Genomic DNA, 26,076 nt, shown 5'->3' on the forward strand with positions numbered 1-26,076 from the left:
CGCCTGACTTTTTGCGGACCTTGGCGCCGCCGAGCGCGGCGCCTGTCTTCTCTCAGCCCTTGACGCTCTTGAAGGCGGCCTGTGCGGCGGCGAGCCGCGCAATCGGCACGCGGAAGGGTGAGCACGACACATAATCGAGACCCGCCTCTTCGCAAAAGTGGATCGATGCCGGGTCTCCGCCATGTTCGCCGCAGATGCCGAGCTTCAGGTCGCCCCGCGTGCGCCGGCCGCGTTCGGCGGCGATGCGGATGAGTTCCCCCACCCCGTCGAAATCGAGCTGGACGAACGGGTCCTGCTCGATGATGCCCTTCTGGATATAGGTCGACAGGAAGGCCGAGGCGTCGTCACGCGAGATGCCGAAGGTCGTCTGCGTCAGGTCGTTGGTGCCAAAGGAGAAGAACTCCGCCGATTCGGCAATGACATGGGCGCGGAGTGCCGCACGCGGCAGCTCGATCATCGTGCCGACGAGATAGTCGATCTCAACGCCGCTCTCGGCGATGACCGCCTTTGCCACGCTTTCGATGCGGGCCTTCACATAGTCCAGTTCCGCCTTCAGGCCGACGAGCGGCACCATGATTTCCGGCACGACGGCGGCACCCGTCGCACGGGCGGCTTCCGCCGCCGCCTCGAAGATGGCGCGCGCCTGCATTTCGGCGATTTCCGGATAGGAGATCGCCAGTCGGCAGCCGCGGTGGCCGAGCATGGGGTTGAATTCGTGCAGCGTATCGACACGCCGGCGCAGCACCGCTTCGTCGATCGACAGCGCCGTCGCCACGTCGGCGATCTCCTCGTCCGTCTTCGGCAGGAATTCGTGCAGCGGCGGATCGAGCAGGCGAATGGTCACCGGCAGGCCATGCATGATCTCGAACAGTTCGACGAAGTCGGAGCGCTGCATGGGCAGGAGTTTTGCCAGCGATGCGCGGCGGCCGGCCTCGTCCTCGGCAAGGATCATCTCGCGCATCACATTGATGCGGCTGCCCTCGAAGAACATGTGTTCCGTGCGGCAGAGGCCGATGCCTTCGGCGCCGAAGGAGCGTGCCGCGCGGGCATCCGCCGGCGTTTCGGCATTGGTGCGCACCTTCATGCGGCGCGTGCGGTCGGCCCATTCCATGATGCGGCCGAAATCACCGGAAAGCTCCGGCTGGAGCATGGGGATTTCGCCCTTCAGCACCTGGCCGGACGAGCCATCGATGGTGATGATCTCGCCACGCTTCAGCGTCACGCCATGGGCGACCAGCAGTTCGTTGCGCAGGTCGACGCGCAGCGTGCCGGCGCCGGAAACGCAGGGCGTGCCCATGCCGCGGGCAACGACGGCCGCATGGCTCGTCATGCCGCCGCGCGTGGTCAAAATACCCTCGGCGGCGTGCATGCCGTGAATGTCTTCCGGGCTCGTCTCGATACGCACGAGAATGACCTTGCGGCCTTCCTCCTGCGCCTGCACGGCGTCCTCCGAGGTGAAGACGATCGCACCCGTTGCGGCCCCCGGCGAGGCCGGCAGGCCGGAGCCGATGACGTCACGGCGCGCGCGCGGATCGATCGTCGGGTGCAGCAGCTGGTCGAGCGAGGCGGGATCGATGCGCGCGACGGCCTCCCCCTCGCTGATCAGTCCTTCCGTCGCCATGTCGACGGCGATCCGCAGCGCCGCCTTGGCGGTGCGTTTTCCCGAACGGGTCTGGAGCATCCAGAGCTTGCCGCGCTCGATGGTGAATTCGAGGTCCTGCATGTCGCGGTAGTGCCGCTCCAGCCGGTCGCAGATGCCGCAGAATTCGGCAAAGGCCTCCGGCATCAGCTTTTCCAGCGACGGCCGGTCGGAACCGGAGGCGATGCGCGCCTCTTCCGTGATGTTCTGCGGCGTGCGAATGCCGGCGACGACATCCTCGCCCTGCGCATTGACGAGAAACTCGCCATAGAGCGAATTTTCGCCCGTCGAGGGATTGCGCGTGAAGGCAACGCCGGTGGCCGACGCATTGCCGAGATTGCCGAAGACCATGGCCTGGACGTTGACCGCGGTGCCCCAGACGGCCGGGATATTGTGCAGGTGGCGATAGGTGACGGCGCGGGCATTCATCCAGCTTGCGAAAACGGCGCCGATCGCACCCCAGAGCTGGACTTCCGGGTCCTGCGGGAATTCTTCACCCAACTCTTCCCGGATGGTTTCCTTGTAGCGCCCGACGACATGCTGCCACTCGACGGCCGAAAGCTCGGTGTCCTGCTCATGGCCGAGCCGGCCCTTTTCGTCTTCCAGGATTTCCTCGAAAACCTCGTGGTCGAGGCCCATGACGACATCGCTGTACATCTGGATGAAGCGGCGGTAGCTGTCCCAGGCAAAGCGCGCATCGCCCGCATCGTGGCCAAGCGCCTGTACCGTGTGATCGTTGAGGCCGAGATTGAGCACGGTGTCCATCATGCCCGGCATGGAGGCACGCGCGCCGGACCGCACGGAGAGCAGCAGCGGCTTTGCCGTATCGCCGAAATTGCGGCCGGTGATCGCCTCCATGTGGCGAATGCCGGCGCGGACCTGGTCCTTCAAGCCCTCCGGCAGCATGCGGCCGTTATCGTAATAGTGGTTGCAGGCGGAGGTAACGATGGTGAGGCCGGGCGGCACCGGCAGGCCGAGATTGCTCATTTCGGCAAGGTTTGCGCCCTTGCCACCGAGCAGATTGCGATCGCCCGCACTGCCTTCGGCACGACCATCCCCAAAGGTATAGACCCACTTCTCCATCGACGCCTCCCCAAATGCGTTTTCTCAATCTACATGAACAGCATGTCTTTGAAAACGCGAGATGATGAGTTTTTTGCTGCATTGCATCAAAATTACGACGGCGATGCAAAATTATAGAAACCAAATATAAAAGCCGTGCTCCTGCGGGAACACGGCTTGTGGTTAGCCAGACAAGGTCGCTCAGTTTCCCTCGATGGAAAGCCCCTGCTCGTTGAGCTTGATCTCGACGCCGTCCGGCTGCTTTTCCTGCTGATAGGCATAATAGGAAAAGCCGGCCACCACGACGATGAGTGCGCCGATGAGCATGTAAAGTGCGTTTCTATCCACGTTTGGTCCCCAGTTGTATCACGCGTCTGCAAAAGCCTGCAGGTGCCCATAAATGCACGAGGCAAGGCTTTGTTCCGCGCCAGGATCGCGAAACCGACCCGCAAAAAACATCTCGGCGAACATCACGGACATCTTGTGCAAGCCGAGGTGGAAATGGTATTTTTGCGATCACCATAGCCGAGCATGCAGAATGAACGAGGCCATCTGGACGAGGAAGTGTCACTTCCTGCCCGGAAGAGCGAAGCGCTGCCATCTTCTGAAGAAAAACACCCCATGACGCGAGTAGTAGTGGCCTCACGGTGAGCCTGCTCGCCTGAATATTTATTGATGGAAATTGGAGTCAGCTTACAAAACATAGGGAGAGGATCATGCCAACAAGTATCCCCAGTTCATGGATGCCGGATGCCGCCATGAAACGTGTTCATGTGCATTGGACTGCCGGTGGCCACACGGCCAACAGCACCGACAAGAAATCCTACCATATACTTGTCGAGGGCGATGGAAATCTCGTCCGTGGCGACAAATCGATTGCAGCGAATGCTCCGGGCGCTCCCAGTTCGGGGCATGCTTCCCACACGAAGAATGCCAATACAGGGGCAATAGGCATATCGGTGTGCTCGATGACCGGCGCCCGTGAGAGCCCATTTTCCAGCGGAAGCAATCCGCTCCAGGAAATACAGTGGGACACCATGATAAAAGCGGCTGCCCAGTTGGCGAAACGCTACGACATCCCTGTAACCCGGCAAACAATACTGACCCATGCCGAGGTTCAGCCAACGCTCGGCATATTGCAGAATGGCAAGTGGGATATAACCCGTCTGTCTTTTACGAATGCCTTCGTCGGCCACCGCCCCATTGGCGACGAGATGCGTCGCCGCATTGCCATAGAACTCGACGGATTGAACCCGTCGATGCATGGCGCCCTCTCGTCCGATCTCAGGCTGCCCCGTTTTCGCGTCAAGGGCGTGGCTCCTTCGACGTTGAATTTCAGGTCCAGCCCCGGCGGAGACAAGGTCGGCGAACTGCCGGAGAATACTCTGGTCGAGCGTATCGCCATGCAGCAAGCCTGGTGGCAGGTTCGAACACCGCAGGGCCATGTCGGGTGGGTTTCGTCCGACTTCCTCGTCGCGGTATCGTAAGACCGAAAAAACGACGGCCGAAGCCTAGGATGCCTCGCGCAGCTGCTCGGCCGTCTGCAGGTCCACCGACACCAGCTGCGACACGCCCTGTTCGGCCATGGTGACGCCGAAGAGGCGGTTCATGCGGGCCATGGTGATGGGGTTGTGGGTGATGATGACGAAGCGGGTCTCGGTGGAGGCCGCCATCTCGTCCATCAGGTTGCAGTAGCGTTCGACATTGTGGTCATCGAGCGGCGCATCCACTTCGTCCAGCACGCAGATCGGCGCCGGGTTGGTGAGGAAAACGGCGAAGATCAGCGCCATCGCGGTCAATGCCTGTTCGCCACCGGACAGCAGCGTCATGGTCTGCGGCTTCTTGCCGGGCGGGCGGGCGAGAATTTCGAGGCCGGCGTCGAGCGGGTCATCACTCTCGATCAATTGCAGCTCCGCCGTGCCGCCGCCGAAGAGGTGGGTGAACAGGCGCTGGAACTGCACGTTGACCACATCGAAGGCGGCAAGCAGGCGCTCGCGGCCCTCGCGGTTGAGGCTCTGGATCGCCGAACGCAGCTTGCGGATGGCCTCGATGATATCCTCGCGCTCGGCGACGATGGCATCGAGTTTTTCGGTCAGTTCCTTCTGCTCTTCCTCGGCGCGCAGGTTGACGGCGCCGAGACGTTCGCGCTCGATCCTCAACCGATCGAGGTCCCTTTCACGATCGCGCGGGTCCGGCAGCGGCGCACCCGCCGGATGCCCCGTGAGCCTCAGCGCTTCGTGCGGTGCGCAGGACAGCGCCTCGCGGATACGCGCCTCGCCCTCGACGCGGCGCTCGCGGGCGGAGACGAGGCGTTCTTCCACGCGGCCGCGGGTTTCGCGCGATTCGGCAAGCTGCGAAAGGGCGGTCGTGGCGGTGCGGTCGGCTTCGCGCTGGTGGTTTTCCGCCTCCTGCAAGGCGTCGGCGGCTTCCCGGCGGGCAGCTTCGGCATTGGTCAGGCCGGTCAGCAGCTCGCGGCGTTTTTCCTCGATCTCGTCGGGCGCCTCGGCAAGCCCTTCCATCTCTTCGCGCGCTTCCCCCTCGCGGTCGCGCAGCGTGGCGATGTGGCTTTCCGCATTGGCGGCGCGGCCCCTCCACGTTTCGCGCTCGGCGGAAATCGCCATCAGCCGGCGACGGCGGTCGGCCATTTCGCGGGCAAGGCCGTCGTGGGCGGCGCGCGCTTCGGCCAGCGTCGCCCGGTCGGTCGCGACCTCCATCGTGCGGGTGCGGAGGCTGAGATCGAGATCGGCGAGGTCGGGGGCGTCTTCCAACGCTGCACGCGCATCCTCCAGCGACTGCGCGGCCTCCTCGACCTGCGCCTCGATCTGCACCCGGGTTTCCGCGAGCACGTCGCGACGGCGGATGAGGTCGCCGGAGGCGCGTTCGGCGGCCTCCAGGGCGTCGCGCGCTTCGGCAAGCGTGCGGGTGGCGTTGCGCTGCGCCTCGCGCGCCTGCTGCTGGCGCTGAGTCTCGGCGCGGATCACCTCGCCGGCGCGGGCGAGATCGGCTTGCGCATCGGCTAATGCTGCCCGGGCAGCGTCCAGCTCCGCCTCGAGTTCGGCGAGGCGGTTCTTCTGTTCCAGGCGAAGGGCGGCAGCACTTGGCGCATCGGCACCGGTGACGTGACCATCCCAGCGGACGACGGCACCTTCGCGGGTGACGAGCCGCTGGCCGGCCCGCAGATGCGGCAGGAGGGAAAGCGCTTCATCGACGCTTGCAACGACGCCGATCTGGGCAAGACGGCGGTGCAGCACGTTTGGCGCGCGGACATGGGTGGTGAGCGCGGTCACGCCGGCCGGCAGGTGCGGATCGTCGGACATGTTGCCGGTGAGCCGCCAATGCACGGGTGCCGCACTATCGGCGGGTGAATCGAGATCGTCGCCAAGGGCTGCCCCGAGAGCCGTCTCAAACCCGCGATCGACATGCACGTCGTCGACGACCGGCGCAAAGGAACCGTCACCGCTGCCGGCCTCCAGCATGCGGCGAATGGTGCGCGCCTCCGTTTCGATGCCGGCGAGGCGCGCACGCGCCGTATCGACCGGGCTGCGCAGGGCGGATTCGCTGAAACGGGCTTCCTCCAGCGCCTCCTCGACGGCGACGAGCATCTCGCCAGCCGTCTCCAGCGCCTCTTCCGCCGACTGCACGGCAGCGCGCCGCTCTTCGGGATCGGGAAGATCCGAAATGCGGGCGTCCATCTCATCGAGTTCGCGGGCCTGCGCATCAAGCTGCTGGCCGAGGCGCAGGTGGCGTTCGGAGAGGTCGCGGATCGCCTTTTCGAGCTGGTTGCGTGACGCTGACGCCTCGGCCCGCTCGGCGGTGACGGCGGCAAGGGCCGCTTCGCTCTCGGAGAGTTTTGCCGCGGCCTCGTCCATCGTTTCGCGGGCGGCCTCGGCGCGTTCGTCAGCCTCGGCGAGGATTTCGCCGATCTCTTCCTCTTCCGTCGTCAGTCGCTCCAGTACGGCGGCATTGTCGGCCACCATGCGCTCCTCGCGAACAATGTCCTCGCCAAGTTGCGCGAGGCGGCGGGTCAGTTCGTCGCGGCGGCGCAGCAGCCGGGCGGAATCCTCTTCCAGTTGCGCGCGCGCGATCTGCAGACGCTGCAGCACGGCGGCGAGTTTGGCCTCGTTCTCGCGCAGTTCCGGCAGTTTCAGGCTGGCAATGGCCTGGTCCTTGGCCGCCTGCATCTGCGCATTCGCCCGCTCGGCAACGAGCGAGGTCGCCTGGTTGAGCTGGCTTTCCGCCTCGCCTTCCGCCTCCTTCGCCTGCACCCAACGAATGTGCAGCAACATCGCCTCGTGGCGGCGGATATCGGCGGAGAGCGCCTTGAAGCGGTTCGCCTGGCGCGACTGGCGCTTCAGGCTCTCGATCTGGCTTTCGAGCTGCGAGGTGACGTCGTCGAGCCGTTCGAGATTGGTTTCGGCGGCACGCAGGCGCAGTTCCGCCTCGTGGCGGCGCGAATGCAGGCCGGAAATGCCGGCCGCCTCTTCGAGCAGCTGGCGGCGGGCCTGGGGTTTTGCCTGGATGAGTTCGCCGATACGGCCCTGGCCCACCATCGAGGGCGAGCGGGCGCCGGTGGAGGCGTCGGCGAAGAGCAGCTGCACATCCTTGGCGCGCGCTTCCTTGCCGTTGATACGGTAGACCGAGCCGTTCTCGCGCTCGATGCGGCGCGTGACCTGGATTTCGTCCTGGTCGTTGAAGGCGGCGGGCGCGGTGCGGTCGGAATTGTCGAGATAGAGGCCGACTTCGGCGGTGTTGCGTGCAGGGCGGTGGCCGGAGCCGGAGAAGATGACGTCGTCCATGCCGGACGCGCGCATGTTCTTGTAGGAATTCTCCCCCATCACCCAGCGCAGCGCCTCGACGAGGTTCGACTTGCCGCAGCCGTTCGGCCCGACAATGCCGGTGAGGCCGCGCTCGATGACAAATTCGATGGGTTCGACGAAGGACTTGAAACCGAGCACACGGAGCTTGGTGAACTTCATGCGTTCACCCGTGCCAAAAAGCAAAAAGCGGGCGCACGGCTTTCGCCGTCGCCCGCCGGAAATCCGGTCGAAGGATCAAAGAAGGCTTTCGATGAGGGCCGACATGGAGTCAACCGACATGTCTCCCGAATAGCGCTTGCCGTTGATCAGGAAGGTCGGGGTCGCTGCGACGCCGAATTCCTTGGCACCGCGTTCACGTACCGCGTTCACATCATCCAGAAGCTTCTGGTTCGTCAAGCAGGCCTGGAAGCTCTCCTGTGTAAAACCGGCGAGTTTCGACATCTGGAGCAGTGCTTCGCGGCCATCCTGTGCGGCGGCCCAGGTTTCCTGCTGCTTCATGAGCATCGAGATCATCGGATAATACTGTGCGGCATCCGTCAGCTCGGCCGGGTTCTGCGGCTTGCAGCGCGCCAGCATGAAGGCGGCAGCGGCACGCGGATCGAACGGGAATTCGCGTACGATGAAACGAGCCTTGCCGCTATCGACATACTTCGCCTTGATCGCATCGAAGGTATTGTTGTGGAAGGCCGCGCAGTGCGGGCAGGTCGTCGACATGTATTCGACGATGGTGACGGGGGCATTCGCCTCGCCGATCACCATGTCCGGCAGCGCGCCGGGCTTTAGCACTTCCGCCATATCGACGTCGCCCTCAGCGGACGGAACTTCTGCCGCAGGCTTCTGAGCCGTCTCGGCCGGAGTCGTGGTGGTGGTGGTCGTCGTCGTGGAGGTTTCGGTCGCCGTGCCGGTAGACGTTGCAGGCGTCGAGCTTGCGCTTTCGCCGGTCGTCGTCTGGCTGGTCTCGGGAGCCTTGGCGGTCTCCTCCTTCTTCTCGTCGGAGCAGGCAGCCAGCGTCACGGCGAGCGCCGCAACGGCAGCGCCGGTCAGGAGGCGCTTCATCAGGCTCATTTCGGAAAGGGACATGGTCTCTCCTGTCGGAAGGGATAAGAATTCTTGGGTCCATCGACGCAAGCCCGGACGGAAAACCGCTTCGCACCCGAAATTGCTCTTGGCACTCCCGTTATACCTGCTTTGGGGCAGGAACAAGCGGAGTTAAGGCTAGTAACTTCAAAGAATTGTGACCGTTCAATGGTTGCTCACGGCGCTTTTCGGGGCATGCCAAGCACCGCCGTGCCGAGGCGCTTCAGCGCCGCCTTCAGCGCTTCGCCCTCGATGCCCTCGACCAGATCGTCGAGATGGCGGGCTGCCGCGCCGGTCAGCGGGCGCGGCTTTGGCTTGCGGCGCGGCTGTGCCGCCACCGGTTTCTGCACAATCTTGATTTGGCTGATCGCCGGAAAACCGAAGAAGCCGTTGATGCGCTGGATGATCTCGCCCTGCTGATGGCTGAGGAACAGCGCGCGTGCGCCCTCGCAGGCGATCGTCAATACACCCGGCTGGTAGCCGCCGCCTTCACCCGTCATTTCCGAGGCGCGGCGCGGCCAGGCAATGCGTTCCGGCCGCGTGCAATCGGCAAATTGCGTACCGGCAATTTCATCCCACGAGCCAAGCAGCATCGTGTTGATGCCGGCGCGTTTCGCCAGCACCGGATCGATCAGCGCGTTCGCCACTTCGCTGATCTGGACGATGCCGTATCTCGGTTTTTGGGCTTTGGCGTTCACGTTTTACCTTGTCCCCTTGTTAGGCAATTCGCCACGAGTAAAACCGCATTGCGCGCTTTTGCTGGAATTGCCGGCAGGGAAAATATTCCTGTTTTTACCGCGAAGCACTTGAAGATCGCGGATCACTCCGCCAGTTATAGGCGCTCCGACCCCGTTCAGGCAAATCATGACCCAAGCCCACCGGACAGCGGCGCCCGCCGACCTGCTTCTTGCCTGGTACGACCGGCATCACCGGGACCTGCCGTGGCGGGTGAGCCCGCCGATGGCGGCGCGCGGCATCGAACCCGATCCCTACCGGATCTGGTTGTCCGAGGTCATGCTGCAGCAGACGACAGTGCAGGCGGTCAAATCCTATTTCGCGCTGTTCACCTCCCGCTGGCCGACGGTCACCGATCTCGCGAAAGCCGACAATGAAGACGTGATGAAGTCCTGGGCGGGGCTTGGCTATTACGCACGTGCCCGCAACCTCAAGAAATGCGCCGAGGCGGTCGCCTTCGAGCATGGCGGCGTGTTCCCCGATACCGAGGACGGCCTGAAGGCGCTTCCCGGCATCGGCGACTATACGGCGGCGGCGATCGCGGCCATCGCCTTCAACCGGAAAAGCGCAGTGCTCGATGGCAATGTCGAGCGCGTCATCTCGCGCCTGCATGCCATCACGACGCCGCTTCCTGCGGCAAAGCCGGAAATGCGGGCGCTGGTCGCTGCCATGACACCGGAGGACCGGCCGGGCGATTTCGCCCAGGCGATGATGGATCTCGGCGCGACGATCTGCACGCCGCGGCGACCCGCCTGCGCGCTCTGTCCGTTCAATGCGAACTGTCGCGTGCTCGGCCGTGAAGACCCCGAACTGTTTCCGCGCAAGGCAGCGAAGAAGGAAAAGCCGGTGCGACTGGGTGCCGCCTTCATCGCCGAGGATGAGACGGGCGCGGTTTTCCTGCGCAAGCGGATCGAGAGCGGCCTGCTCGGCGGCATGACGGAAGTGCCGGGCAGCGCCTGGACGGCGCGCATCGATGGCGAGACCGGCACCGATGCCGCACCGTTTCAAGCGAACTGGCAGGCCTGCGGCACCGTCACCCATGTCTTCACGCATTTCGAGTTGCGCCTCACCATCTACCGTTCCAAGGTGCCGCGGAATGCCGGCGCCGGTGAAGGATGGTGGCAGGCAAAGGACACGCTCGATGGCGAGGCACTGCCGACCGTCATGAAGAAGGCAATAAAACAAGCCATACCCGACGCGTTTCAAACGACGAGGACAGCATGAGCAGCATCGAAATCAGACACGTCGTCTTCGACATCGGCAAGGTGCTGATCCATTACGACCCGCACATCCCTTTCGCCCGCCTGATCCCCGATGATGCCGAGCGCAACTGGTTCTTCGCCAATGTCTGCACGCACGACTGGAACCTCGAGCAGGACCGCGGGCGTGACTGGGCGGAGGCGGAAGCCCTGCTGATTGCGGAACATCCCGACCGCATCGAGCAGATCCGCGCCTTCCGCAGATACTGGCACGAAATGGTCTCGCATGCCTATGTGGAGAGCGTCGCGATCATGGAGACGCTCATCGCCGAAGGTCATGACGTGACCATGCTCACGAACTTCGCCGCCGATACGTTCAGGCAAGCGCGCCAGCTCTTCCCCTTCCTCGACATGCCGCGCGGCGTGACGGTTTCCGGGGAGATCGGCCTCATCAAGCCGGACCTTGCGATCTACGAGAAGCACAGCAACGATTTCGGCCTCTCGCCCGCCCATACGCTGTTCATCGACGACGCGGCGGCAAATGTCGAGGGTGCCCGGAATGCCGGCTGGCACGCTGTCCAGTTCACCGACCCGGAGAAGCTGAAGAGCGACCTTGCAGCGCACGGCATTGCGCTTTGATTGAAGGGCATCTGCTGAAACCGAAACGCCCGGAGCTTTGCGGCTCCGGGCGTTTTCACTTTTCCGGGACTGAAGGTACAAAAACCGGAAAAGCGATATCCGGCCTGCCCGGCCGGTTGATCGGCCCTGGCTTTCCGCAACGATTTCCGTTGCTTGGCCTGACGTGTTTACCAGATCACAGTAAGCGCCTGATGGTTAACATCACCTGAATCGCGCCTGTGGAAGTTGGGGGATCCCGTCAAATGACGCGCGCGCCCTCCCCTCAAAAGCCACAGCCCCCGGTGCAGGGAACACCGGAGGCCGCGGCTGGAGAAAGCGTGTTTCGTGGGCGACAGGCCTATTCGATGCCGGCCATGCCGGCGCGCACGACGGCGCGCAATGCATCGATCGGCTTCAGCGCGGCACCTTCCGCATAGTGCCAGAAGGTCCAGCCGTTGCAGGCATCATGGCCCTGGACGCGGGCGCCGACGCGGTGGATGGAGCCGGCATCGCTGCCCGAGGCGAGCGTACCATCGGCGCGAACGATGGCGCTGTAGCGGCGGCGTTCATCCGTCAGCACCGTGCCGGGGGCAATCAGGCCGCTTTCGATCAGCGTGTTGAAGGCGACGCGCGGTTCGGCCTTCTTGCCGGTCATCACGGAAAGCATGCCGCTGCCGAGCGGCTCGACGGCGTCGATGCGTTCACGGGCGGCATCGATGTAAGCCTGCTCGCGCTCGATGCCGACGAAGTGGCGGCCGAGGCGTTTTGCGACCGCACCCGTCGTGCCGGAGCCGAAGAACGGGTCGAGCACCACGTCACCGGGCTTGGAGGAGGCCATCAGGATACGGGCGAGCAGCGCCTCCGGCTTCTGCGTCGGATGCACCTTCTTGCCGTCCGCGTCCTTCAGGCGTTCGCCGCCGTTGCAGATCGGGAACAGCCAGTCCGAGCGCATCTGCACGTCGTCGTTGGCGGCCTTCATGGCATCGTAGTTGAAGGTATAGCCCTTGGCCTTCGGGTCGCGAGTCGCCCAGATCATTGTCTCGTGCGCGTTCTGGAACCGGCGGCCCTTGAAGTTCGGCATCGGGTTCGCCTTGCGCCAGATGACGTCGTTCAGGATCCAGAAATTGAGGTCCTGAAGCGTGGCGCCAACGCGGAAAATATTGTGGTAGGAGCCGATGACCCAGATCGTGCCGGATGGTTTCAGCACGCGGCGGCAGGCGAGCAGCCAGGCGCGGGTGAAGGCATCATAGGCTTCGAAGGAGGCGAACTGGTCCCATTCGTCATCGACGGCATCGACCAGCGACTGGTCCGGCCGGGTGAGCATGCCGCCGAGCTGGAGGTTGTATGGCGGATCGGCGAAGATCACGTCGACGGACTGATCCGGCAGGGCCTCAAGGGCTGCAACGCAATCTCCCTTGATGATCGAGTCAAGCCAACCGCTTTTGCGGGGCGAACGGGAGACGTCTGCAAGCGAAAGAACAGATGGCATTTGATACTCGCTGATACGCTTACTCGGGGCTGAACTGATCCTTATGGTTACCGAAGATGGTTACCAAAGACTGAAAGGATTGGAGAAAAAGCGAAATTCGTTCCGCGGCGGGACCTTTGACGGAATTCAAGCAGCCGCGAATAGATGGTCCTTCCCGTCCGTCATTCGATGAACATGCCGCGCCCCTGCCGGCGTGAACGACCGGGCTTTCCGGGGACCGAGGAGAACGATGTGCGACTGAAGACCGTCTTCATGCTTCTGGCGGGGCTTCTTGCCGCCACGCAGACGATCGCCGCCGACAAGACGATGATCGTGCTCGATGCATCCGGCTCCATGTGGGGACAGATCGATGGTCGCGCCAAGATCGACCTCGCCCGCGAGACGCTGGGCACCGTGCTGAAATCCGTGCCGGTCGGAACGGAGCTCGGCCTGATGGTCTATGGCCACCGTGAAAAGGGTTCGTGCAGCGATATCGAGCTTGCTGTGCCGCCGGGTGCGGGAACCGAGGATGCCATCAATTCCTTCGTCGCCGGCCTCAGCCCGAAGGGCAAGACGCCGATTTCGCACGCTGTCGAACAGGCGGCCGATATCCTCAAATATACCGAGGACAAGGCGACCGTCGTGCTGGTGACGGACGGGCTGGAGACCTGCGAGGCGGATCCCTGCGCACTTGCCTCGGCGCTCGAAAGCAAGGGGGTAGACTTCACCACCCACGTCGTCGGCTTCGGTTTGACGGAGGAAGAAGGCAGGCAGGTCGCCTGCCTTGCCGAAAACACCGGCGGCAAATACTTCCAGGCCTCCGACGCGACACAGCTCGTCGCGGCGCTGACGGAAACGGTGGCGGAAGCGCCGATGTCGAAGCCTGTGCAGGAAGTGGCGGTCGCGGAGCCCGAGCCGGCGCCGGCAATCGAATTCAACACCGAGCTCGACAGCGTGCTGTCCGAAGGCGGCCCGTCGCTTGGCGACAACAACGATGTCTTCTGGGAAATCTACAAGGCGGACGCGAACGGGGCGCCTGCCGGCGACTATATCGAAAGCCAGTACAAGGGCGCGTTTTCCGGCAATTACCCGCCGGGCAAATACATTGCCGTTGCCACGTTGCAGAGTTCGATCAAGCGCCAGGCGCCCTTCGAGGTGAAGGACGGCGCAGTGGCAAAGCCCTTCGTGAACTTCGATGCGGCCCGGCTGGTCATCATGCCGAAGCGCACACCTGAAGATGCCGACGCCGATCCCAACGCGGCAATCGAAATCGCCTTCGGCGACTATTCCACGACCTATTACGGCACGGCAAAATTCTACGCCTCCGCCGGCGAGGTGAAGCTCAACGGTTCCATCGGCCCGGCCAAGGTGGTGGAAACCCTGAGCGTCAAGGCGGGCGAGACGATCGAGCGCGATCTCGTCATCGGCTCGGGCATCGTGCTCAACAAGGCGATCTATGCGGAAGGCGGGCCGGAGGTCGATTCCGGCAATATGTTCTTCGAGGTGGTGGAGGCCACGAAGGCCATCGACGGCTCGCGCAAAAGCATCGCCAACAGCTACGGCACCGGCACGAAGATCGACGTTCCACCCGGCGACCATGTGCTGACGGCCAAGCTCGGCCTGGCAACCGGCGAAATCCCCTTCAACCTCAAGGCCGGCGAAATGAAGGAGGTCGTCGTCAACATCAATGCCGGCGTGCTGGCGATCACGGCACCTGGCGCCTACAGCATCGAAATCCTCAATGCCAAGAAGGACATCCAGGGCAACCAGAAGTCCATGTCGACCAACTACGGCGCCGAATACCAGGAGACGCTCCCGCCCGGCGACTATGTCGTCGTGGTGAAGTATGAGGGCGACGTGGCGCCGAAGGAGGCGAAGGCGACGGTCAAAGCCGGGGAGCGGTCAGAAGTGACGGTGCAGTAAGATACGCCAGAGCGGCGCGCTTCGAGCGGGCCATTTGGTATCGCCGTGGCTGTAAACGCCCCACCCTCCCCTTGAGGGGGAGGGTCGGACCGTAGGTCCGGGGTGGGGTGACGCAGCGTCTCCGTTCGTTCCGCCGGTGCGGATGCGGTCACCCCCACCCGCCGCTTCGCGGCGACCTCCCCCCTCAAGGGGGAGGTAGGTTGCCACGCGTGGTCTTCGCATGCCCATATCGAGCGGCGCTCTTCCTCCTACGCCGCATGAAAACTTCGGCTATCCTCCGGCGCCTGATCCCGGTCGTTCAGCCCATAATCTCGCACCACGCTCGCGATGCGCAGCCGGTAGGCATCGAACACGCCGTGGCGGCCGAGGGATTGGGCGGCGCGGTGTTCTTCGGTCGTGCGCCAGGCCTTCACCCCCGCCTCGTCGCGCCAGAAGGACAGCGAGAGCAGGCGTGTCGGGTCGGTGAGGCTGCGGAAGCGCTCTATGGAAATGAAGCCATCGATATCGTCGAGCAGCGGGCGGAGGTCGCGCGCGGTTTCGAGATAGCGGTCCATGCGGCCAGGGGCCGGCACCACTTCGAAGATGACGGCGATCATGGGGTCACCTTCGGTGCGTGCGGCAGCGAGACGTTTTTTAGGAAGATGCGGTCTTCCTTCAGGATGAAGCGCTCGCTTCTGGCGAATTCGTAGTTTTCCCGGCCGAGCGGATCGGTGACAAGGCGTGCGCGGTAGGCCTCGTAGGCGGCGAGATTTTCGATGTTGTAGACACCGTAGGCGGTGGTGGCGGAGCCCTCGTGTGGGCCGAAATAGCCGATCAGGTCGGCGCCGCAGCGCGGGATCGCCTGGCCCCAATTGCGGGCGTAGGTGGCGAAGGCGTCCTTCTTGAAGGGATCGATCTCGTAGCGGATGAAGCAGGTGATCATCATCATCTCTCTTTGTGTTTAGCAATCCCGGACGCAAAACCGCTCAGGCATTTTTGCTGGAATTGCTTCGTTTGCGATGACGTGTTTTCCCATATTGCTCGACGCGAATGCTTCGGCTAGCATCGAAGTATGAAAGAAGGACCGGACATTTCCCAGATCGGCGCGCTCATCGGTGATCCCGCCCGCGCCAACATGCTGACTGCCTTGATGGGCGGGCAGGCGCTGACGGCGACCGAGCTTGCCGGTGCCGCCGGCATCACCTTGCAGACCGCAAGCTCGCACCTTTCCAAGCTGGAGGCCGGCGCGCTCATCGCCCAGCGCAAGCAGGGCCGGCACCGCTATTTTGCGCTCGCCGACGACGAGGTGGGCCTGCTGCTCGAAAACATCATGGGGTTTGCCGCCAATCGCGGGCACCTGCGCACCCGTCCGGGGCCGAAGGACCCGGCGCTGCGCAAGGCGCGCGTCTGTTACAACCACCTCGCCGGCGATTTTGGCGTGCGCATGCTGGACCGGCTGGTGGCGGACGGCGACGTGACGCTCGATGGCGACGATGCCGCGCTGACGCAACGCGGCGAGGCCCGCATTGCCGCCATCGGCATCGACGTCCCTGCCCTTCGTGCCCAACGCCGCCCCGTCTGCCGCACGTGCCTCGACTGGAGCGAACGACGGTCCCATCTCGCCGGCTCGCTTGGCGAAGCGCTGCTCGGCCGTTTCATCGCCGACGGCTGGGCGAAGCGCGAGAAGGACAGCCGCGCCATCCGCTTCACGGCGGAGGGCGAACGACGCTTCGTGGCGCTGTTTCCGTGATGGATGATCATTGAGGACTTGGCGCAAAATCAGGGACGAGCCTGAAGGCCGCCCCTGATTTTGCGACACCTGGAGCCTCGCGCCCTACAGGACGAAGTACCCTTTCTGAAGGGCGAGTGCGTCGTCCAGATGGATCGCAAAATCCGCCTTCCGGTCCCCGTTCACGTCGCCATAAATGTAGGTATCCGATGTCATCTTGTCGTAGGTCAGTTCGCCGGCCTTGCCCGTGAAATCCTGGGTGCCGATGAAGTCGAAAGCCTGGTTGCCCGAAACCTTCGTGTTGGCATCGATGGATGAGAGGTTGATGCGGTCGGCGCTGGTGAAGTCGAAGATCGTGTCCCTGCCGGCTCCCCCGACCGTCGATTCGCCGATCGACCTGAAGACGAAGGTGTCGCCGTCGGCCCCGCCTGAAAGATCGTCCGCGCCGATCCCCCCAACGATCACATCCTTGCCCGCGCCCCCGAAGAGGGCGTCATCTCCGCCGTTGCCGGTCAATGTATTTGCCGCAGCATTGCCGCGAATGACGTTTCGCCCGTCATTGCCCACGCCGCCGATCGCGCTGCTGCCGGTCAGCGTGAGGTTTTCCTGGTAATTGCCAAGTCGCCAGCTGACCGAGGATTGAACCATGTCCGTCCCGGAATCGAGATAATCGAAGCGAAAGCTGTCATTGGCATTGTCGATGAAGTAGGTGTCGTTTCCGGCGCCGCAGACGAAGGTGTCGGCACCCGTTCCACCGTCCATCGTGTCGTTGCCCGCACCGCCGTCCATGATGTCATTGCCCGAGCCGCCGGACAGAAAGTCATTGGCGGCACCGCCATTCATGGTGTCGTTGCCGTCTTGTCCATAGAGGCGGTCGGCGCCGTCGGCCGAGGCGCCCAGATCGGCACCATCCAGGGTATCGTTGCCCGCACCGCCATAGAGGATGTCGGCCCCGTCGCCACCGGCCATGTCATCGTTGCCGGCACCGCCGTAAAGCGTATCTGTCCCGGCGTCACCGTACAGTTCATCGATCCCCGCGCCGCCGTAGAGACGGTCGTTGCCTGTACCGCCATAGAGATAGTTGTTCGACTGCGCGGCATAGGTCTCATTCTCGATATCCGCCCAGAGAACGTCGTTTCCGGCGCCTCCGTACAGGTAATCTCCACCGGTGCCGCCGACAAGCAGATCGTTGCCGGCATCGCCGTGGAGCCGGTCGTGGCCGCCCTGCCCGTAAATCCTGTCGTTGCCGGCATCGCCATAGAGCGTGTCGGATCCACCCTTGGCGTTGTATTGCCAGTTGGGCTCGTCGAAACCGGTATCACCGAAGATGCGGTCATCGCCATCTCCGCCATAGGCAACGTCGCCTTCGGTGGTTTCCTTCGGGTTCTGGTAGATGTCGCCGAAGATGACGTCGTTGCCGCCGAAACCGCGAATGGCGCCTTTAACGTTTGCGCTGTCGGCATCTACGAAGTTGTCGTAGGTCCCGTCGCCCAGAACGCGCGCCGTGCCCCACAGGAGGTCATTGCCATTGGTACCCGTGATCTTGCCCTTAGGATCCCTTGCCATGTCGATCTCCCGATGGAACTGTTGCTGACAATGCCCCCGCACTATAGGGCAGCGCCGTAGCCCCCCTGTTCCGCAGGTAACAGCGTCCTTTGCTAAAATACAACCCGCACGCGCGCGCCTCGCAACACAGGGTCGCGAACAAGGCAACCCTGTCATTCTGGCAATTGTCGCGTCGTGCCCTTTCGTGTAGGGAAGCCGCGCCTGCCGGGCCTTTGCCCCCCATCTGGAAAGACGACGACATGGACGGTTTCGACCTCATCATCTTCGACTGCGACGGCGTTCTGGTCGATTCGGAAATCATCGCGGCGGAAGTGGAATCGCGGCTGCTCACCGAGGCGGGTTACCCGATCAGCGTCGAGGAGATGGGCGAGCGCTTTGCCGGCATGACCTGGCACAATATTCTTCTGAGCATCGAACGCGAGGCCGCCATTCCTCTCTCCGCCTCGCTGCTCGACAAGTCGGAAAAGCTGCTCGATGCGCGGCTTGCCGCCGAGGTGAAGGTGATCGACGGCGTCAAGCTGATGCTCTCACGCATCCGCAAGCCCTATTGCATCTGCTCGAACTCATCCTCGCATCGCCTCGACATGATGCTCTCGAAGGTCGGCCTCAAGCAGGTTTTCGCACCGCATATCTATTCGGCCAAGGATCTCGGGCCGGACCGCGTGAAGCCGAAGCCGGACATCTTCCTGCATGGCGCCAAGCAGTTCGGTGCCGACCCGGCCAACACCCTGGTCATCGAGGATTCGGTGCATGGCATTGCAGGTGCGCGCGCCGCCGGCATGCGCGTCGTCGGCTTTACCGGCGCCTCGCACACCTATCCCTCCCATGCCGACCGCCTGACGGAAGCCGGCGCAGAGACGGTGATCTCGCGCATGAGCGAGCTGCCCGGCGTCATCACGGCGCTTGCCGAATGGCAGGAAGCGATCTGAGCGCTTTCACCTGCAGGACATGAAAAAGGCCGCGGAAGCTATCTTCCGCGGCCTTTCTTTCGAATTGATTCAAGCAATTACTTCGTATTGTACGGGCCTTCGTCGAAGCCGACATAGACCTTCGTGAAGCCACCGGAACCGCCCGGCAAGGCGATATTGGCCTGCGTGAAGATGAACTGGCCGGCCCCGATATCGACCGAATGTTGCACGAGTTCGGAATAGAGCGTCTTCTGTTCGTCCGTCGCGGCGACCCGGATCGGCACGTTGACAGTACCGCCCGTGCCGGCCGGTCCCTCGACCACGCGGCCCTGCACCATGACGGTCACGACGAGCTGGTTTTCGTTCAGCACGCACTGGCGCGTCGAATCGGCAAGCGTCACCTGATAGAGCAGCTTCTGCGGATCGTCCTTGGCACCCTTGGCATAGCGGCGCAGCACGGCCGTGCCATCCCGCAGGTAGACCTGCGGGCAAGAGCCCTGCACGACCGCGGTGCCGGTCTGCTGCTGGTGTGCGGTCTGCACACCGGATGGGTCGGTCGTCACGCCCATGTTGGAATTGTCGGTCTGGTTGCAGCCGGCGACGACAGCAAGAAGGGAGATGCCGAGAAAGCGGCGGATATTCAGTCCAAACACGTTACTTGTACCCCTGCGATCAGGCCCCGCCCCCGGCGACCAAGCCTTTCGGAACTCTTTTAGCGGGTCTTTTCACGACCCTAGGCGATGGTCTATAGCAGCGGCGTGGCGAAAAATCGATTGTCGAATGAAACCGCCCGCAGAATTTCCAAGAAGCCCGTGTCCCGCGGGCGTGACGCAACGGCATTGCCACGATCTGCCGCAAAGAGACCTGCGGTATGCGTGGCCTTTCGGGTAAGGTCGGACGGACGATGGCAGCACAGCGACCGAACGACCGGAGGGCGAGAGCCTCCGCAAATCCCAACAATTCCAAGGACCTGTGAACGTGGATTATGTTTCGACGCGGGGCGAAGCCCCTTCCCTCGGTTTCTCCGATGCGCTTCTGGCGGGGCTTGCCCGCGATGGCGGCCTCTATGTGCCGCGCGAATGGCCGACCTTCTCGAAGAAGGAAATCCGGGCGCTGCGTGGCAAATCCTACCAGGAGATCGCGTTTACCGTCCTGACGCCCTTCGTCGAGGGTGATATTCCCGCCGACAAGTTCCGCGCGATGATCGACGAGGCCTATGCCACCTTCCGCCATCCGGCGATCGCGCCGCTGGTGCAGACCGGGCCGAATGCCTTCGTCCTGGAACTCTTCCACGGCACGACGCTCGCCTTCAAGGATGTGGCGATGCAACTGCTTGCCCGCCTGATGGACCATGCGCTGGCCGTGCGTGGCGAGCGCGCCACCATTGTCGGCGCCACGTCGGGCGATACCGGCGGAGCGGCGATCGATGCCTTTGCCGGCCGCGAGCGCACCGACATCTTCATCCTCTTCCCCGAGGGCAAGGTCTCGCCGGTGCAGCAGCGCCAGATGACCACGTCCAAGCAGAAGAATGTGCATGCGCTGGCCATCCAGGGCAATTTCGACGACTGCCAGGACCTCGTGAAGGCGATGTTCAACGACACGAAGTTCCGCGACCGGATGAAGCTTTCCGGCGTCAACTCGATCAACTGGGCGCGCATCATGGCCCAGATCGTCTATTACTTCACCAGCGCCGTGGCACTCGGCGGGCCGGACCGCAAGATCTCGTTTACCGTGCCGACCGGCAATTTCGGCGACATCTTCGCCGGCTATGCCGCCAAGCGCATGGGCCTGCCGATCGACAAGCTGGTCATCGCCACCAACGAGAACGACATTCTCGCCCGCACGCTGAAGACCGGCCGCTACGAGATGAAGGGCGTGAAGGCCACCACGTCGCCCTCGATGGACATCCAGATCTCGTCCAACTTCGAGCGCCTGCTGTTCGAGGCCAGCGATCGCGATGCGGGCGCGGTGCGCCGCGCCATGGCGAGCCTCAAGCAGTCCAACGCCTTCGAAATCGAGGCGCATGCGCTGAAGACGATCCGCAAGAAGTTCCGTGCCGGCCGCGCCACCGAAAAACAGGTCGCCCAGACGATCAAGGACACGCTCAAGGATACCGGCTACCTGCTCGATCCGCATTCGGCGGTCGGCGTTTTCGTCGCCGCCAAGCACGAAAAGCCCGGTTCGCCAATGGTTACGCTTGCCACCGCCCACCCGGCAAAATTCCCCGCCGCAGTAAAATCGGCATGCGGTATTGACCCGGCGCTTCCATCATGGCTTGCTGACATGATGCAAAGGGAGGAGCGTTTTGACGTGCTGAGTGCTGAACTCGACGTCGTGGAGGCCTTCATCGGCGACCATTCGCGAATCCGGGGCTAGAGCAATTCCAGAAGCGGTTTCGTCAGGGATTGTGTGATCACAAGAGGGCATGTCCCGTCTCCGAGCGAGCGGACATGCTGAAACGCAGAAAGTGCGCATGATGAAAGTTGAGTGCACCCGGCTTGCTTCCGGGTTGACCGTGGTGACCGAAAACATGCCGCATCTGGAGAGTGTCGCTCTCGGCGTGTGGATCAAGTCCGGGTCGCGAAACGAAACCACGGACGAGCACGGCATCGCCCACCTTCTGGAACACATGGCCTTCAAGGGCACGGACCGCCGCTCCGCCCGCCAGATCGCCGAGGAAATCGAAAATGTCGGCGGCGAGGTCAACGCCGCGACATCGACGGAAACCACCTCCTACTATGCCCGCGTGCTGAAGGACCACGTTCCGCTCGCGGTCGATATCCTCGCCGACATCCTGACGGAATCCGTCTTCGACGAAGAAGAGCTGCGCCGCGAAAAACACGTCATCCTGCAGGAAATCGGCGCGGCGAACGATACGCCCGACGACGTGGTCTTCGACAAGTTCTCCGAGGTCGCCTACCGCGACCAGATCATCGGCCGCGCCATCCTCGGCACGCCGGAATCGGTGCTCTCCTTCTCGCCCGGCGAAATCCGCCACTATCTCGACCGCAACTACACGACGGACCGCATGTTCGTCGTCGCGGCCGGTGCGGTGAACCACGATGAATTCGTGCGCCAGGTCGAGGATCGCTTTTCGACCCTGCCGACCGCGCCGAAGATCTCGCCGGTGTTCGAGCCCGCCCGCTATACCGGCGGCGACATTCGCGAGACGCGCGACCTGATGGATGCGCAGGTGCTGCTCGGCTTCGAGGGCAAGGCCTACCATGCGCGCGACTTCTACTGTTCGCAGATCCTCGCCAACATCCTCGGTGGCGGCATGTCCTCCCGCCTCTTCCAGGAAGTGCGCGAGCATCGCGGCCTGTGTTATTCGATCTACGCCTTCCACTGGGGCTTTTCCGATACCGGCATCTTCGGCATCCATGCCGCAACCGGCGGCGAGAACCTGCCGGAACTGATGCCCGTCATCTTCGACGAACTCAAAAAAACCTCGGACAATATCGAGCAGCAGGAAATCGAGCGCGCCCGCGCGCAGATCCGCGCCCAGCTCCTGATGGGCCAGGAAAGCCCGGCCGCCCGCGCCGGCCAGATCGCCCGCCAGATGATGCTCTACGGCCGCCCGATCCCCAATGAGGAACTGATGGAACGCCTGCAAGGCATCACCATCGAACGCCTCACCGACCTCGCCGGCCGGCTGTTCTTCGACACGGCCCCGACGATCTCGGCGATCGGCCCGCTGGAACATCTCGTGCCCACCGGCGATATCGCGCGCTCTCTGGCGCGCGGGACGGTGCCGGAGCGCGCGGCGGGCTGAACTGAGCCTCATCCGGACCATCCCCACCTTCGACTGACACGCGACCACTTACGCGAAGCGCCCAGATCGGCGTTTCGCTTCGGTGTGTCCGCGATATTCGATTGACGCACAGCCGCTTTTCATTGAGTCCTTGCGGATTACAACATCCATGACTCGCGGATCGCCCTGTCCATGAAAAGCGCCTTACCCTTCACGAATGATCGGCCACGGAAACGATTTTTGGCGGCGCCGGCAAGGGCAATGCTTGCCCTCCTCGCGAGCCTCCTGGCGTTCCATTTCCTGGCAACGCCGGTATTGGCGCAAGTGTCGCCCCCGGCCCCCGACAAAGTCGAGCAACTGCTGGACCTGCTCGATGATCCCACGGTCAAGGACTGGCTCGCCGCCAGGCGAACGCAGGCACCTGCCGGCGACGTGACCGCAGCCGCGCCCGCGGACGATACCGATCGGGGCATGATGTCGTCTGCGCTTGAGCGCGTGAAGGGGCACCTGACGCGCCTTGCACATTCCTGGCCGCTCATGCCGCAGCGCTTCGATACGGTGCGCCAGGTGGTCATGAAGGATGTCGGCGAGAGGGGCGGATTGAGCGTCGTTGCGCTGATCGCACTCTTCGTCGGCGTCGGGGCCGTCCTCTCCTATATAGCCTTCCGCCTGGCGCGCCCCCTGCGCCTCTGGGTCATCGCGCAGGACATGGAGACCCCACAGGGCAGGGTCGGTAAGTTCGGTGGGCGTTTTCTGGTCGGCCTGCTCATGCTGGGCGCATTTACGATCGGCAGTGCCGGCGCGTTTCTGCTGTTCGAATGGCCGCCCTTGTTGCGCGAGATCGTGCTCGCCTATCTGACGGCCGCCATCGCCATCTGGGCGATCCGCATCGTGTTGCGGGTCGTTCTTCTGCCTTCCTTCATGGGTGTGGTGCGCGCGCGGGAAGTGCGGGCCTTCAACATCAGCGATGCCCGTGCCGATCACTGGAACCGCTGGATCGTCATCTTCTCATCCGTGGTCGCCATCGCCGCGGCGACGATATCGCTTCGTTCGCGCTTCGGCTTCACGCCGGATGACGTGCTCGCTCTCGCCGTCCCGATCGACCTCGCTCTGCTGGTCATCGCGTTGCTCGCGATCTGGAAGCGGCCCGTGGCGCGGCCCGAGGATCAGGAGCACCCCGGCATGTTCGGCCACAAGGCGACGTCCTGGCTGCTGACCGTCTATATCGTGCTGCTGTTTCTCATTCGCGTCAGCGGCGCCAACGTGGCCTTCTGGTTTGTCCTGGCAGCATTTGCCGCGCCAGCCGCCGTCGTGGTGGCGACGCGTGCCGTCAACTACGTGCTGAGGCCACCGTTGGCCGAGAACAAGACACCTCCCCTTCCCGCTGTTACCGTCGCGGTCGTCGATCGTGCCATCCGGCTGAGCCTGATCGTTCTGGCCGCCTATCTCCTGGCAAAGGTGTGGGGTCTCGACATGTCGAGCATGGCGGAAACCAGCCCGCGCATGACCCTCGTTTTGCGCGGCCTCCTCAATGCGGCGGTCATCGCGCTCGGGGCCGATTTCATCTGGTCGATCATCAAGGCAGTCATCCAGCGCAAGATCGGCATCCAGGCGCCGGTCGCGATGAACGATGGAGAAGCCGCGCCGGTGCTCGATCCGCAGCAGGCGCGTTTGCGCACGCTGTTGCCGATCCTCCAGAACATCATGCTCGCAATCATTCTCGTCATGGCGGTCCTGATGGTGCTGTCATCGGTCGGAATTCAGATCGGGCCGCTGATCGCGGGCGCGGGCGTCGTCGGCGTTGCCGTCGGCTTCGGCGCCCAGACGATCGTCAAGGATGTGATCTCCGGTGTGTTTTATCTGCTCGACGACGCCTTCCGGGTCGGGGAATACATTTCCACCGGCAAGTTCAGCGGCACGGTCGAGAGCTTCTCGCTGCGCTCCGTGAAGCTGCGCCACCATCGCGGGTCGCTCTACACCATTCCCTTCGGGGAGCTGGGTGCCGTGCGCAACGGAAGCCGCGATTGGGCCACCGACAAGTTCAACATCACCGTCGGCTTCGAAACGGACCTCGATTTCGCGCGCAAGCTGATCAAGCGGATCGGCCTGGAACTCGCCGAGGACCCGGAATACAAGCCCTGGATCATCGAGCCGATCAAGTTGCAGGGCGTGCAGGAATTCGGCGAATACGGCATTGTCCTGCGCATCAAGGCGACGACGCGTCCGGGCGGTGCCTTCGGCATGAAGCGCAAGTTCTATCTGCGCGTTCGCGAGGTCTTCAAGCAGAACGGCATCGAGCTGCCCGTGCCCACGGTGCATATCCACGGCCAGTCGACGGGTGCACTGCCGATCGGCCCGGAAAACGAAGCCGTGGCTGCACAGGTTCATCTCCAGCGCCGGAAAAAGGATCCTGCAGCCTCGGAGGAAGAGGCCTGAGACCGCGTATCTGACGACTTGCAGCGGGCGCTATGCAACAATAGCATGCCTCCGCTGCAAGCATATGCATATTTTCCGAGCTCGAGATCGTATACATAATGGGCAACCCAAAGGAGTTGACCATGAACATCTTCGCAAAGCTTAAAAAGAACGTCGCCAACCGCCGTGCCGTCCGCGAACTCAGCGCTCTCGACGACCGCGCCCTCCAGGACCTCGGCATCTCGCGCTCGAACATCCAGTCCGCCGTCAAGGGCTTCCTGGTATTCGGTTGAGACAGCCCACGCCAGGCATGATGATAATGGCGCGCCGATAGGGACGCGCCTGTTCAGAATGAAACAACCCGCCACAAGGCGGGTTTTGTTTTGCCCCGCCGGTTCATGCATCGCGCCGGATGCCCTGCCAGGGCATGCTCCCCGTGCTGAAACCGTGCACGGATCTGCACACGGCCCCGCCCTGTAAGCAGATGCATTGCCTTATCCCGCAACACCATTTGACGCCATCACACCCGCTGTCATACTCTGAACATCAGGCGTGCCGCAGGGTCCGGCATACGCGGAGGATTGAATGACACGGTCGGTTTTTCGGTTTCTGTCGCGGCAGTCCGACACCGTTGAGCTTGCGAGCGATCGCCACCTGCTGCGCCTTCCCCGTTTCAACGATTATCGCCAATGGTATGCCCTGCGCTCCGGAAGCCGACGATTCCTCGAGCCGTGGGAGCCGACCTGGCGGGGGGATGAGCTGACCGAGAGTTCCTTTCGCGCCCGTGTCGTCCGGAATGAACAGGAATTTTCCTCCGGCCAGGCCGTGCCGCTCCTCATTTTCGAGCGTGGGGAAAACATCCTGCTCGGCGGGCTGACTGTCGGCTATATAAGGCGGGGTGCCGCGCAATGTTGCATGGTCGGCTACTGGATGGGCGAGCGGCATGCCGGGCAAGGCCATATGTATGGTGCCCTGAAACTGGCCATCCCCTATATCTTTTCGAGCCTTCAGTTGCACCGTATCGAGGCAGCCTGTATTCCAGACAATACAAGAAGCATCCGCCTCCTTGAAAAGGCCGGCTTTCAGCAGGAAGGCTACCTTCGGGAGTATCTGAAGATAAACGGGGAGTGGCGCGACCACGTGATGTTTTCGCTTCTGGCAGCCGACAGGCGGCCGTGAGCAGTTCCGGC

21 protein-coding genes are annotated in these 26,076 nt (G+C 63.2%); 11 read left to right on the top strand and 10 right to left on the bottom strand.

Translation table 11 applies throughout. The features are described from left to right. Nucleotides 1–52: 52 nt before the first annotated feature. Both ppdK and BSY16_RS32390 read right to left on the bottom strand, forming a co-directional pair. Nucleotides 53–2,722: a pyruvate, phosphate dikinase gene (gene ppdK, locus BSY16_RS10085; protein ID WP_069059532.1), complete on the bottom strand. Its 2,670-nt coding sequence runs from the start codon at nt 2,720–2,722 to the stop codon at nt 53–55. A gap of 180 nt (nt 2,723–2,902) precedes the next feature. Beyond that, a complete protein-coding gene (locus tag BSY16_RS32390; protein WP_171902405.1) occupies nt 2,903–3,049 on the bottom strand; it encodes a hypothetical protein in 147 nt (48 codons plus the stop codon). Between the two features lie 368 nt (nt 3,050–3,417). Here BSY16_RS32390 and BSY16_RS10090 point away from each other — a divergent pair, with 368 nt between their 5' ends. After that, on the top strand, nt 3,418–4,188 hold the full coding sequence (locus BSY16_RS10090; RefSeq protein ID WP_150129922.1) for an N-acetylmuramoyl-L-alanine amidase: 771 nt from the start codon (nt 3,418–3,420) through the stop codon (nt 4,186–4,188). Between the two features lie 24 nt (nt 4,189–4,212). Here BSY16_RS10090 and smc read toward each other — a convergent pair whose 3' ends face one another. The 3 genes from smc to BSY16_RS10105 form a co-directional block, all read right to left on the bottom strand. Continuing rightward, the gene (gene smc, locus BSY16_RS10095; protein WP_069061481.1) at nt 4,213–7,677 is read right to left on the bottom strand and encodes a chromosome segregation protein SMC; all 3,465 of its coding nucleotides are present in this window, start codon (nt 7,675–7,677) and stop codon (nt 4,213–4,215) included. Between the two features lie 75 nt (nt 7,678–7,752). Further along, nucleotides 7,753–8,598: a DsbA family protein gene (locus BSY16_RS10100; RefSeq protein ID WP_069059534.1), complete on the bottom strand. Its 846-nt coding sequence runs from the start codon at nt 8,596–8,598 to the stop codon at nt 7,753–7,755. A 173-nt stretch (nt 8,599–8,771) separates the two neighbouring features. Continuing rightward, nucleotides 8,772–9,293 (bottom strand): DUF721 domain-containing protein, encoded by a 522-nt coding sequence (locus tag BSY16_RS10105; protein WP_069059535.1) that lies wholly within the window; start codon nt 9,291–9,293, stop codon nt 8,772–8,774. Between the two features lie 166 nt (nt 9,294–9,459). On the opposite strand from BSY16_RS10105, the gene mutY reads away from it, so the two are divergent. Further along, nucleotides 9,460–10,554 (top strand): A/G-specific adenine glycosylase, encoded by a 1,095-nt coding sequence (mutY, locus tag BSY16_RS10110; RefSeq protein ID WP_069059536.1) that lies wholly within the window; start codon nt 9,460–9,462, stop codon nt 10,552–10,554. Next, complete coding sequence (locus BSY16_RS10115) at nt 10,551–11,168, top strand: HAD family hydrolase (RefSeq protein ID WP_069059537.1); 618 nt, start codon at nt 10,551–10,553, stop codon at nt 11,166–11,168. The genes mutY and BSY16_RS10115 overlap by 4 nt, the downstream gene beginning before the upstream one ends. 337 nt (nt 11,169–11,505) lie before the next feature. Here BSY16_RS10115 and BSY16_RS10120 read toward each other — a convergent pair whose 3' ends face one another. Beyond that, nucleotides 11,506–12,636 carry a site-specific DNA-methyltransferase gene (locus BSY16_RS10120; RefSeq protein WP_069059538.1) on the bottom strand — a complete coding sequence of 377 codons (1,131 nt, stop codon included), beginning with the start codon at nt 12,634–12,636 and terminating at the stop codon, nt 11,506–11,508. Nucleotides 12,637–12,867: 231 nt separating this feature from the next. Here BSY16_RS10120 and BSY16_RS10125 point away from each other — a divergent pair, with 231 nt between their 5' ends. After that, nucleotides 12,868–14,538: a vWA domain-containing protein gene (locus BSY16_RS10125; protein WP_286157117.1), complete on the top strand. Its 1,671-nt coding sequence runs from the start codon at nt 12,868–12,870 to the stop codon at nt 14,536–14,538. A gap of 248 nt (nt 14,539–14,786) precedes the next feature. Here BSY16_RS10125 and BSY16_RS10130 read toward each other — a convergent pair whose 3' ends face one another. Together BSY16_RS10130 and BSY16_RS10135 are read right to left on the bottom strand one after the other, a co-directional pair. Continuing rightward, nucleotides 14,787–15,134, bottom strand: a complete 348-nt coding sequence (locus tag BSY16_RS10130; protein WP_069059539.1) for an antibiotic biosynthesis monooxygenase family protein — start codon at nt 15,132–15,134, stop codon at nt 14,787–14,789. Then, a complete protein-coding gene (locus BSY16_RS10135) occupies nt 15,131–15,460 on the bottom strand; it encodes an NIPSNAP family protein (protein ID WP_069061483.1) in 330 nt (109 codons plus the stop codon). Before BSY16_RS10135 ends, BSY16_RS10130 begins: the two co-directional genes overlap by 4 nt. Before the next feature lie 129 nt (nt 15,461–15,589). Here BSY16_RS10135 and BSY16_RS10140 point away from each other — a divergent pair, with 129 nt between their 5' ends. After that, the gene (locus BSY16_RS10140) at nt 15,590–16,267 is read left to right on the top strand and encodes an ArsR/SmtB family transcription factor (RefSeq protein WP_069059540.1); all 678 of its coding nucleotides are present in this window, start codon (nt 15,590–15,592) and stop codon (nt 16,265–16,267) included. Nucleotides 16,268–16,351: 84 nt separating this feature from the next. On the opposite strand, the gene BSY16_RS10145 is transcribed toward BSY16_RS10140, so the two are convergent. Then, the gene (locus BSY16_RS10145) at nt 16,352–17,812 is read right to left on the bottom strand and encodes a calcium-binding protein (protein WP_069059541.1); all 1,461 of its coding nucleotides are present in this window, start codon (nt 17,810–17,812) and stop codon (nt 16,352–16,354) included. Nucleotides 17,813–18,051: 239 nt separating this feature from the next. Here BSY16_RS10145 and BSY16_RS10150 point away from each other — a divergent pair, with 239 nt between their 5' ends. After that, nucleotides 18,052–18,741 (top strand): HAD family hydrolase, encoded by a 690-nt coding sequence (locus BSY16_RS10150; protein WP_069059542.1) that lies wholly within the window; start codon nt 18,052–18,054, stop codon nt 18,739–18,741. Nucleotides 18,742–18,818: 77 nt separating this feature from the next. On the opposite strand, the gene BSY16_RS10155 is transcribed toward BSY16_RS10150, so the two are convergent. Next, complete coding sequence (locus tag BSY16_RS10155; RefSeq protein ID WP_069059543.1) at nt 18,819–19,373, bottom strand: hypothetical protein; 555 nt, start codon at nt 19,371–19,373, stop codon at nt 18,819–18,821. Nucleotides 19,374–19,698: 325 nt separating this feature from the next. Here BSY16_RS10155 and thrC point away from each other — a divergent pair, with 325 nt between their 5' ends. The 5 genes from thrC (at nt 19,699) to BSY16_RS10180 (ending at nt 26,065) form a co-directional block, all read left to right on the top strand. Next, nucleotides 19,699–21,096, top strand: coding sequence for a threonine synthase (thrC, locus tag BSY16_RS10160; RefSeq protein ID WP_069061484.1), 1,398 nt, complete (start codon nt 19,699–19,701; stop codon nt 21,094–21,096). A 97-nt stretch (nt 21,097–21,193) separates the two neighbouring features. Beyond that, nucleotides 21,194–22,492, top strand: coding sequence for a M16 family metallopeptidase (locus BSY16_RS10165; RefSeq protein ID WP_150129923.1), 1,299 nt, complete (start codon nt 21,194–21,196; stop codon nt 22,490–22,492). A gap of 240 nt (nt 22,493–22,732) precedes the next feature. Further along, nucleotides 22,733–24,907 (top strand): mechanosensitive ion channel family protein, encoded by a 2,175-nt coding sequence (locus tag BSY16_RS10170; protein ID WP_069059544.1) that lies wholly within the window; start codon nt 22,733–22,735, stop codon nt 24,905–24,907. A 122-nt stretch (nt 24,908–25,029) separates the two neighbouring features. After that, on the top strand, nt 25,030–25,179 hold the full coding sequence (locus tag BSY16_RS10175) for a DUF1127 domain-containing protein (RefSeq protein WP_069061486.1): 150 nt from the start codon (nt 25,030–25,032) through the stop codon (nt 25,177–25,179). Nucleotides 25,180–25,471: 292 nt separating this feature from the next. Beyond that, a complete protein-coding gene (locus tag BSY16_RS10180; RefSeq protein WP_069059545.1) occupies nt 25,472–26,065 on the top strand; it encodes a GNAT family N-acetyltransferase in 594 nt (197 codons plus the stop codon). Nucleotides 26,066–26,076 lie beyond the last annotated feature (11 nt).

It is taken from the genome of Sinorhizobium sp. RAC02 (assembly GCF_001713395.1).
Classification (GTDB): Bacteria; Pseudomonadota; Alphaproteobacteria; order Rhizobiales; family Rhizobiaceae; genus Shinella.

Excerpts from the sequence above, each read along its gene's own strand:
- smc (WP_069061481.1), bottom strand. The coding sequence starts at position 7,677 with ATGAAGTTCACCAAGCTCCGTGTGCTCGGTTTCAAGTCCTTCGTCGAA.
- mutY (WP_069059536.1), top strand. The coding sequence starts at position 9,460 with ATGACCCAAGCCCACCGGACAGCGGCGCCCGCCGACCTGCTTCTTGCC.
- BSY16_RS10130 (WP_069059539.1), bottom strand. The coding sequence starts at position 15,134 with ATGATCGCCGTCATCTTCGAAGTGGTGCCGGCCCCTGGCCGCATGGAC.
- BSY16_RS10165 (WP_150129923.1), top strand. The coding sequence starts at position 21,194 with ATGATGAAAGTTGAGTGCACCCGGCTTGCTTCCGGGTTGACCGTGGTG.
- BSY16_RS10180 (WP_069059545.1), top strand. The coding sequence starts at position 25,472 with ATGACACGGTCGGTTTTTCGGTTTCTGTCGCGGCAGTCCGACACCGTT.
- BSY16_RS10135 (WP_069061483.1), bottom strand. The coding sequence starts at position 15,460 with ATGATCACCTGCTTCATCCGCTACGAGATCGATCCCTTCAAGAAGGAC.
- BSY16_RS10100 (WP_069059534.1), bottom strand. The coding sequence starts at position 8,598 with ATGTCCCTTTCCGAAATGAGCCTGATGAAGCGCCTCCTGACCGGCGCT.
- ppdK (WP_069059532.1), bottom strand. The coding sequence starts at position 2,722 with ATGGAGAAGTGGGTCTATACCTTTGGGGATGGTCGTGCCGAAGGCAGT.
- BSY16_RS10175 (WP_069061486.1), top strand. The coding sequence starts at position 25,030 with ATGAACATCTTCGCAAAGCTTAAAAAGAACGTCGCCAACCGCCGTGCC.
- BSY16_RS10150 (WP_069059542.1), top strand. The coding sequence starts at position 18,052 with ATGGACGGTTTCGACCTCATCATCTTCGACTGCGACGGCGTTCTGGTC.
- BSY16_RS10120 (WP_069059538.1), bottom strand. The coding sequence starts at position 12,636 with ATGCCATCTGTTCTTTCGCTTGCAGACGTCTCCCGTTCGCCCCGCAAA.
- BSY16_RS10170 (WP_069059544.1), top strand. The coding sequence starts at position 22,733 with ATGCTTGCCCTCCTCGCGAGCCTCCTGGCGTTCCATTTCCTGGCAACG.
- BSY16_RS10140 (WP_069059540.1), top strand. The coding sequence starts at position 15,590 with ATGAAAGAAGGACCGGACATTTCCCAGATCGGCGCGCTCATCGGTGAT.
- BSY16_RS10115 (WP_069059537.1), top strand. The coding sequence starts at position 10,551 with ATGAGCAGCATCGAAATCAGACACGTCGTCTTCGACATCGGCAAGGTG.
- BSY16_RS10145 (WP_069059541.1), bottom strand. The coding sequence starts at position 17,812 with ATGGCAAGGGATCCTAAGGGCAAGATCACGGGTACCAATGGCAATGAC.
- BSY16_RS10090 (WP_150129922.1), top strand. The coding sequence starts at position 3,418 with ATGCCAACAAGTATCCCCAGTTCATGGATGCCGGATGCCGCCATGAAA.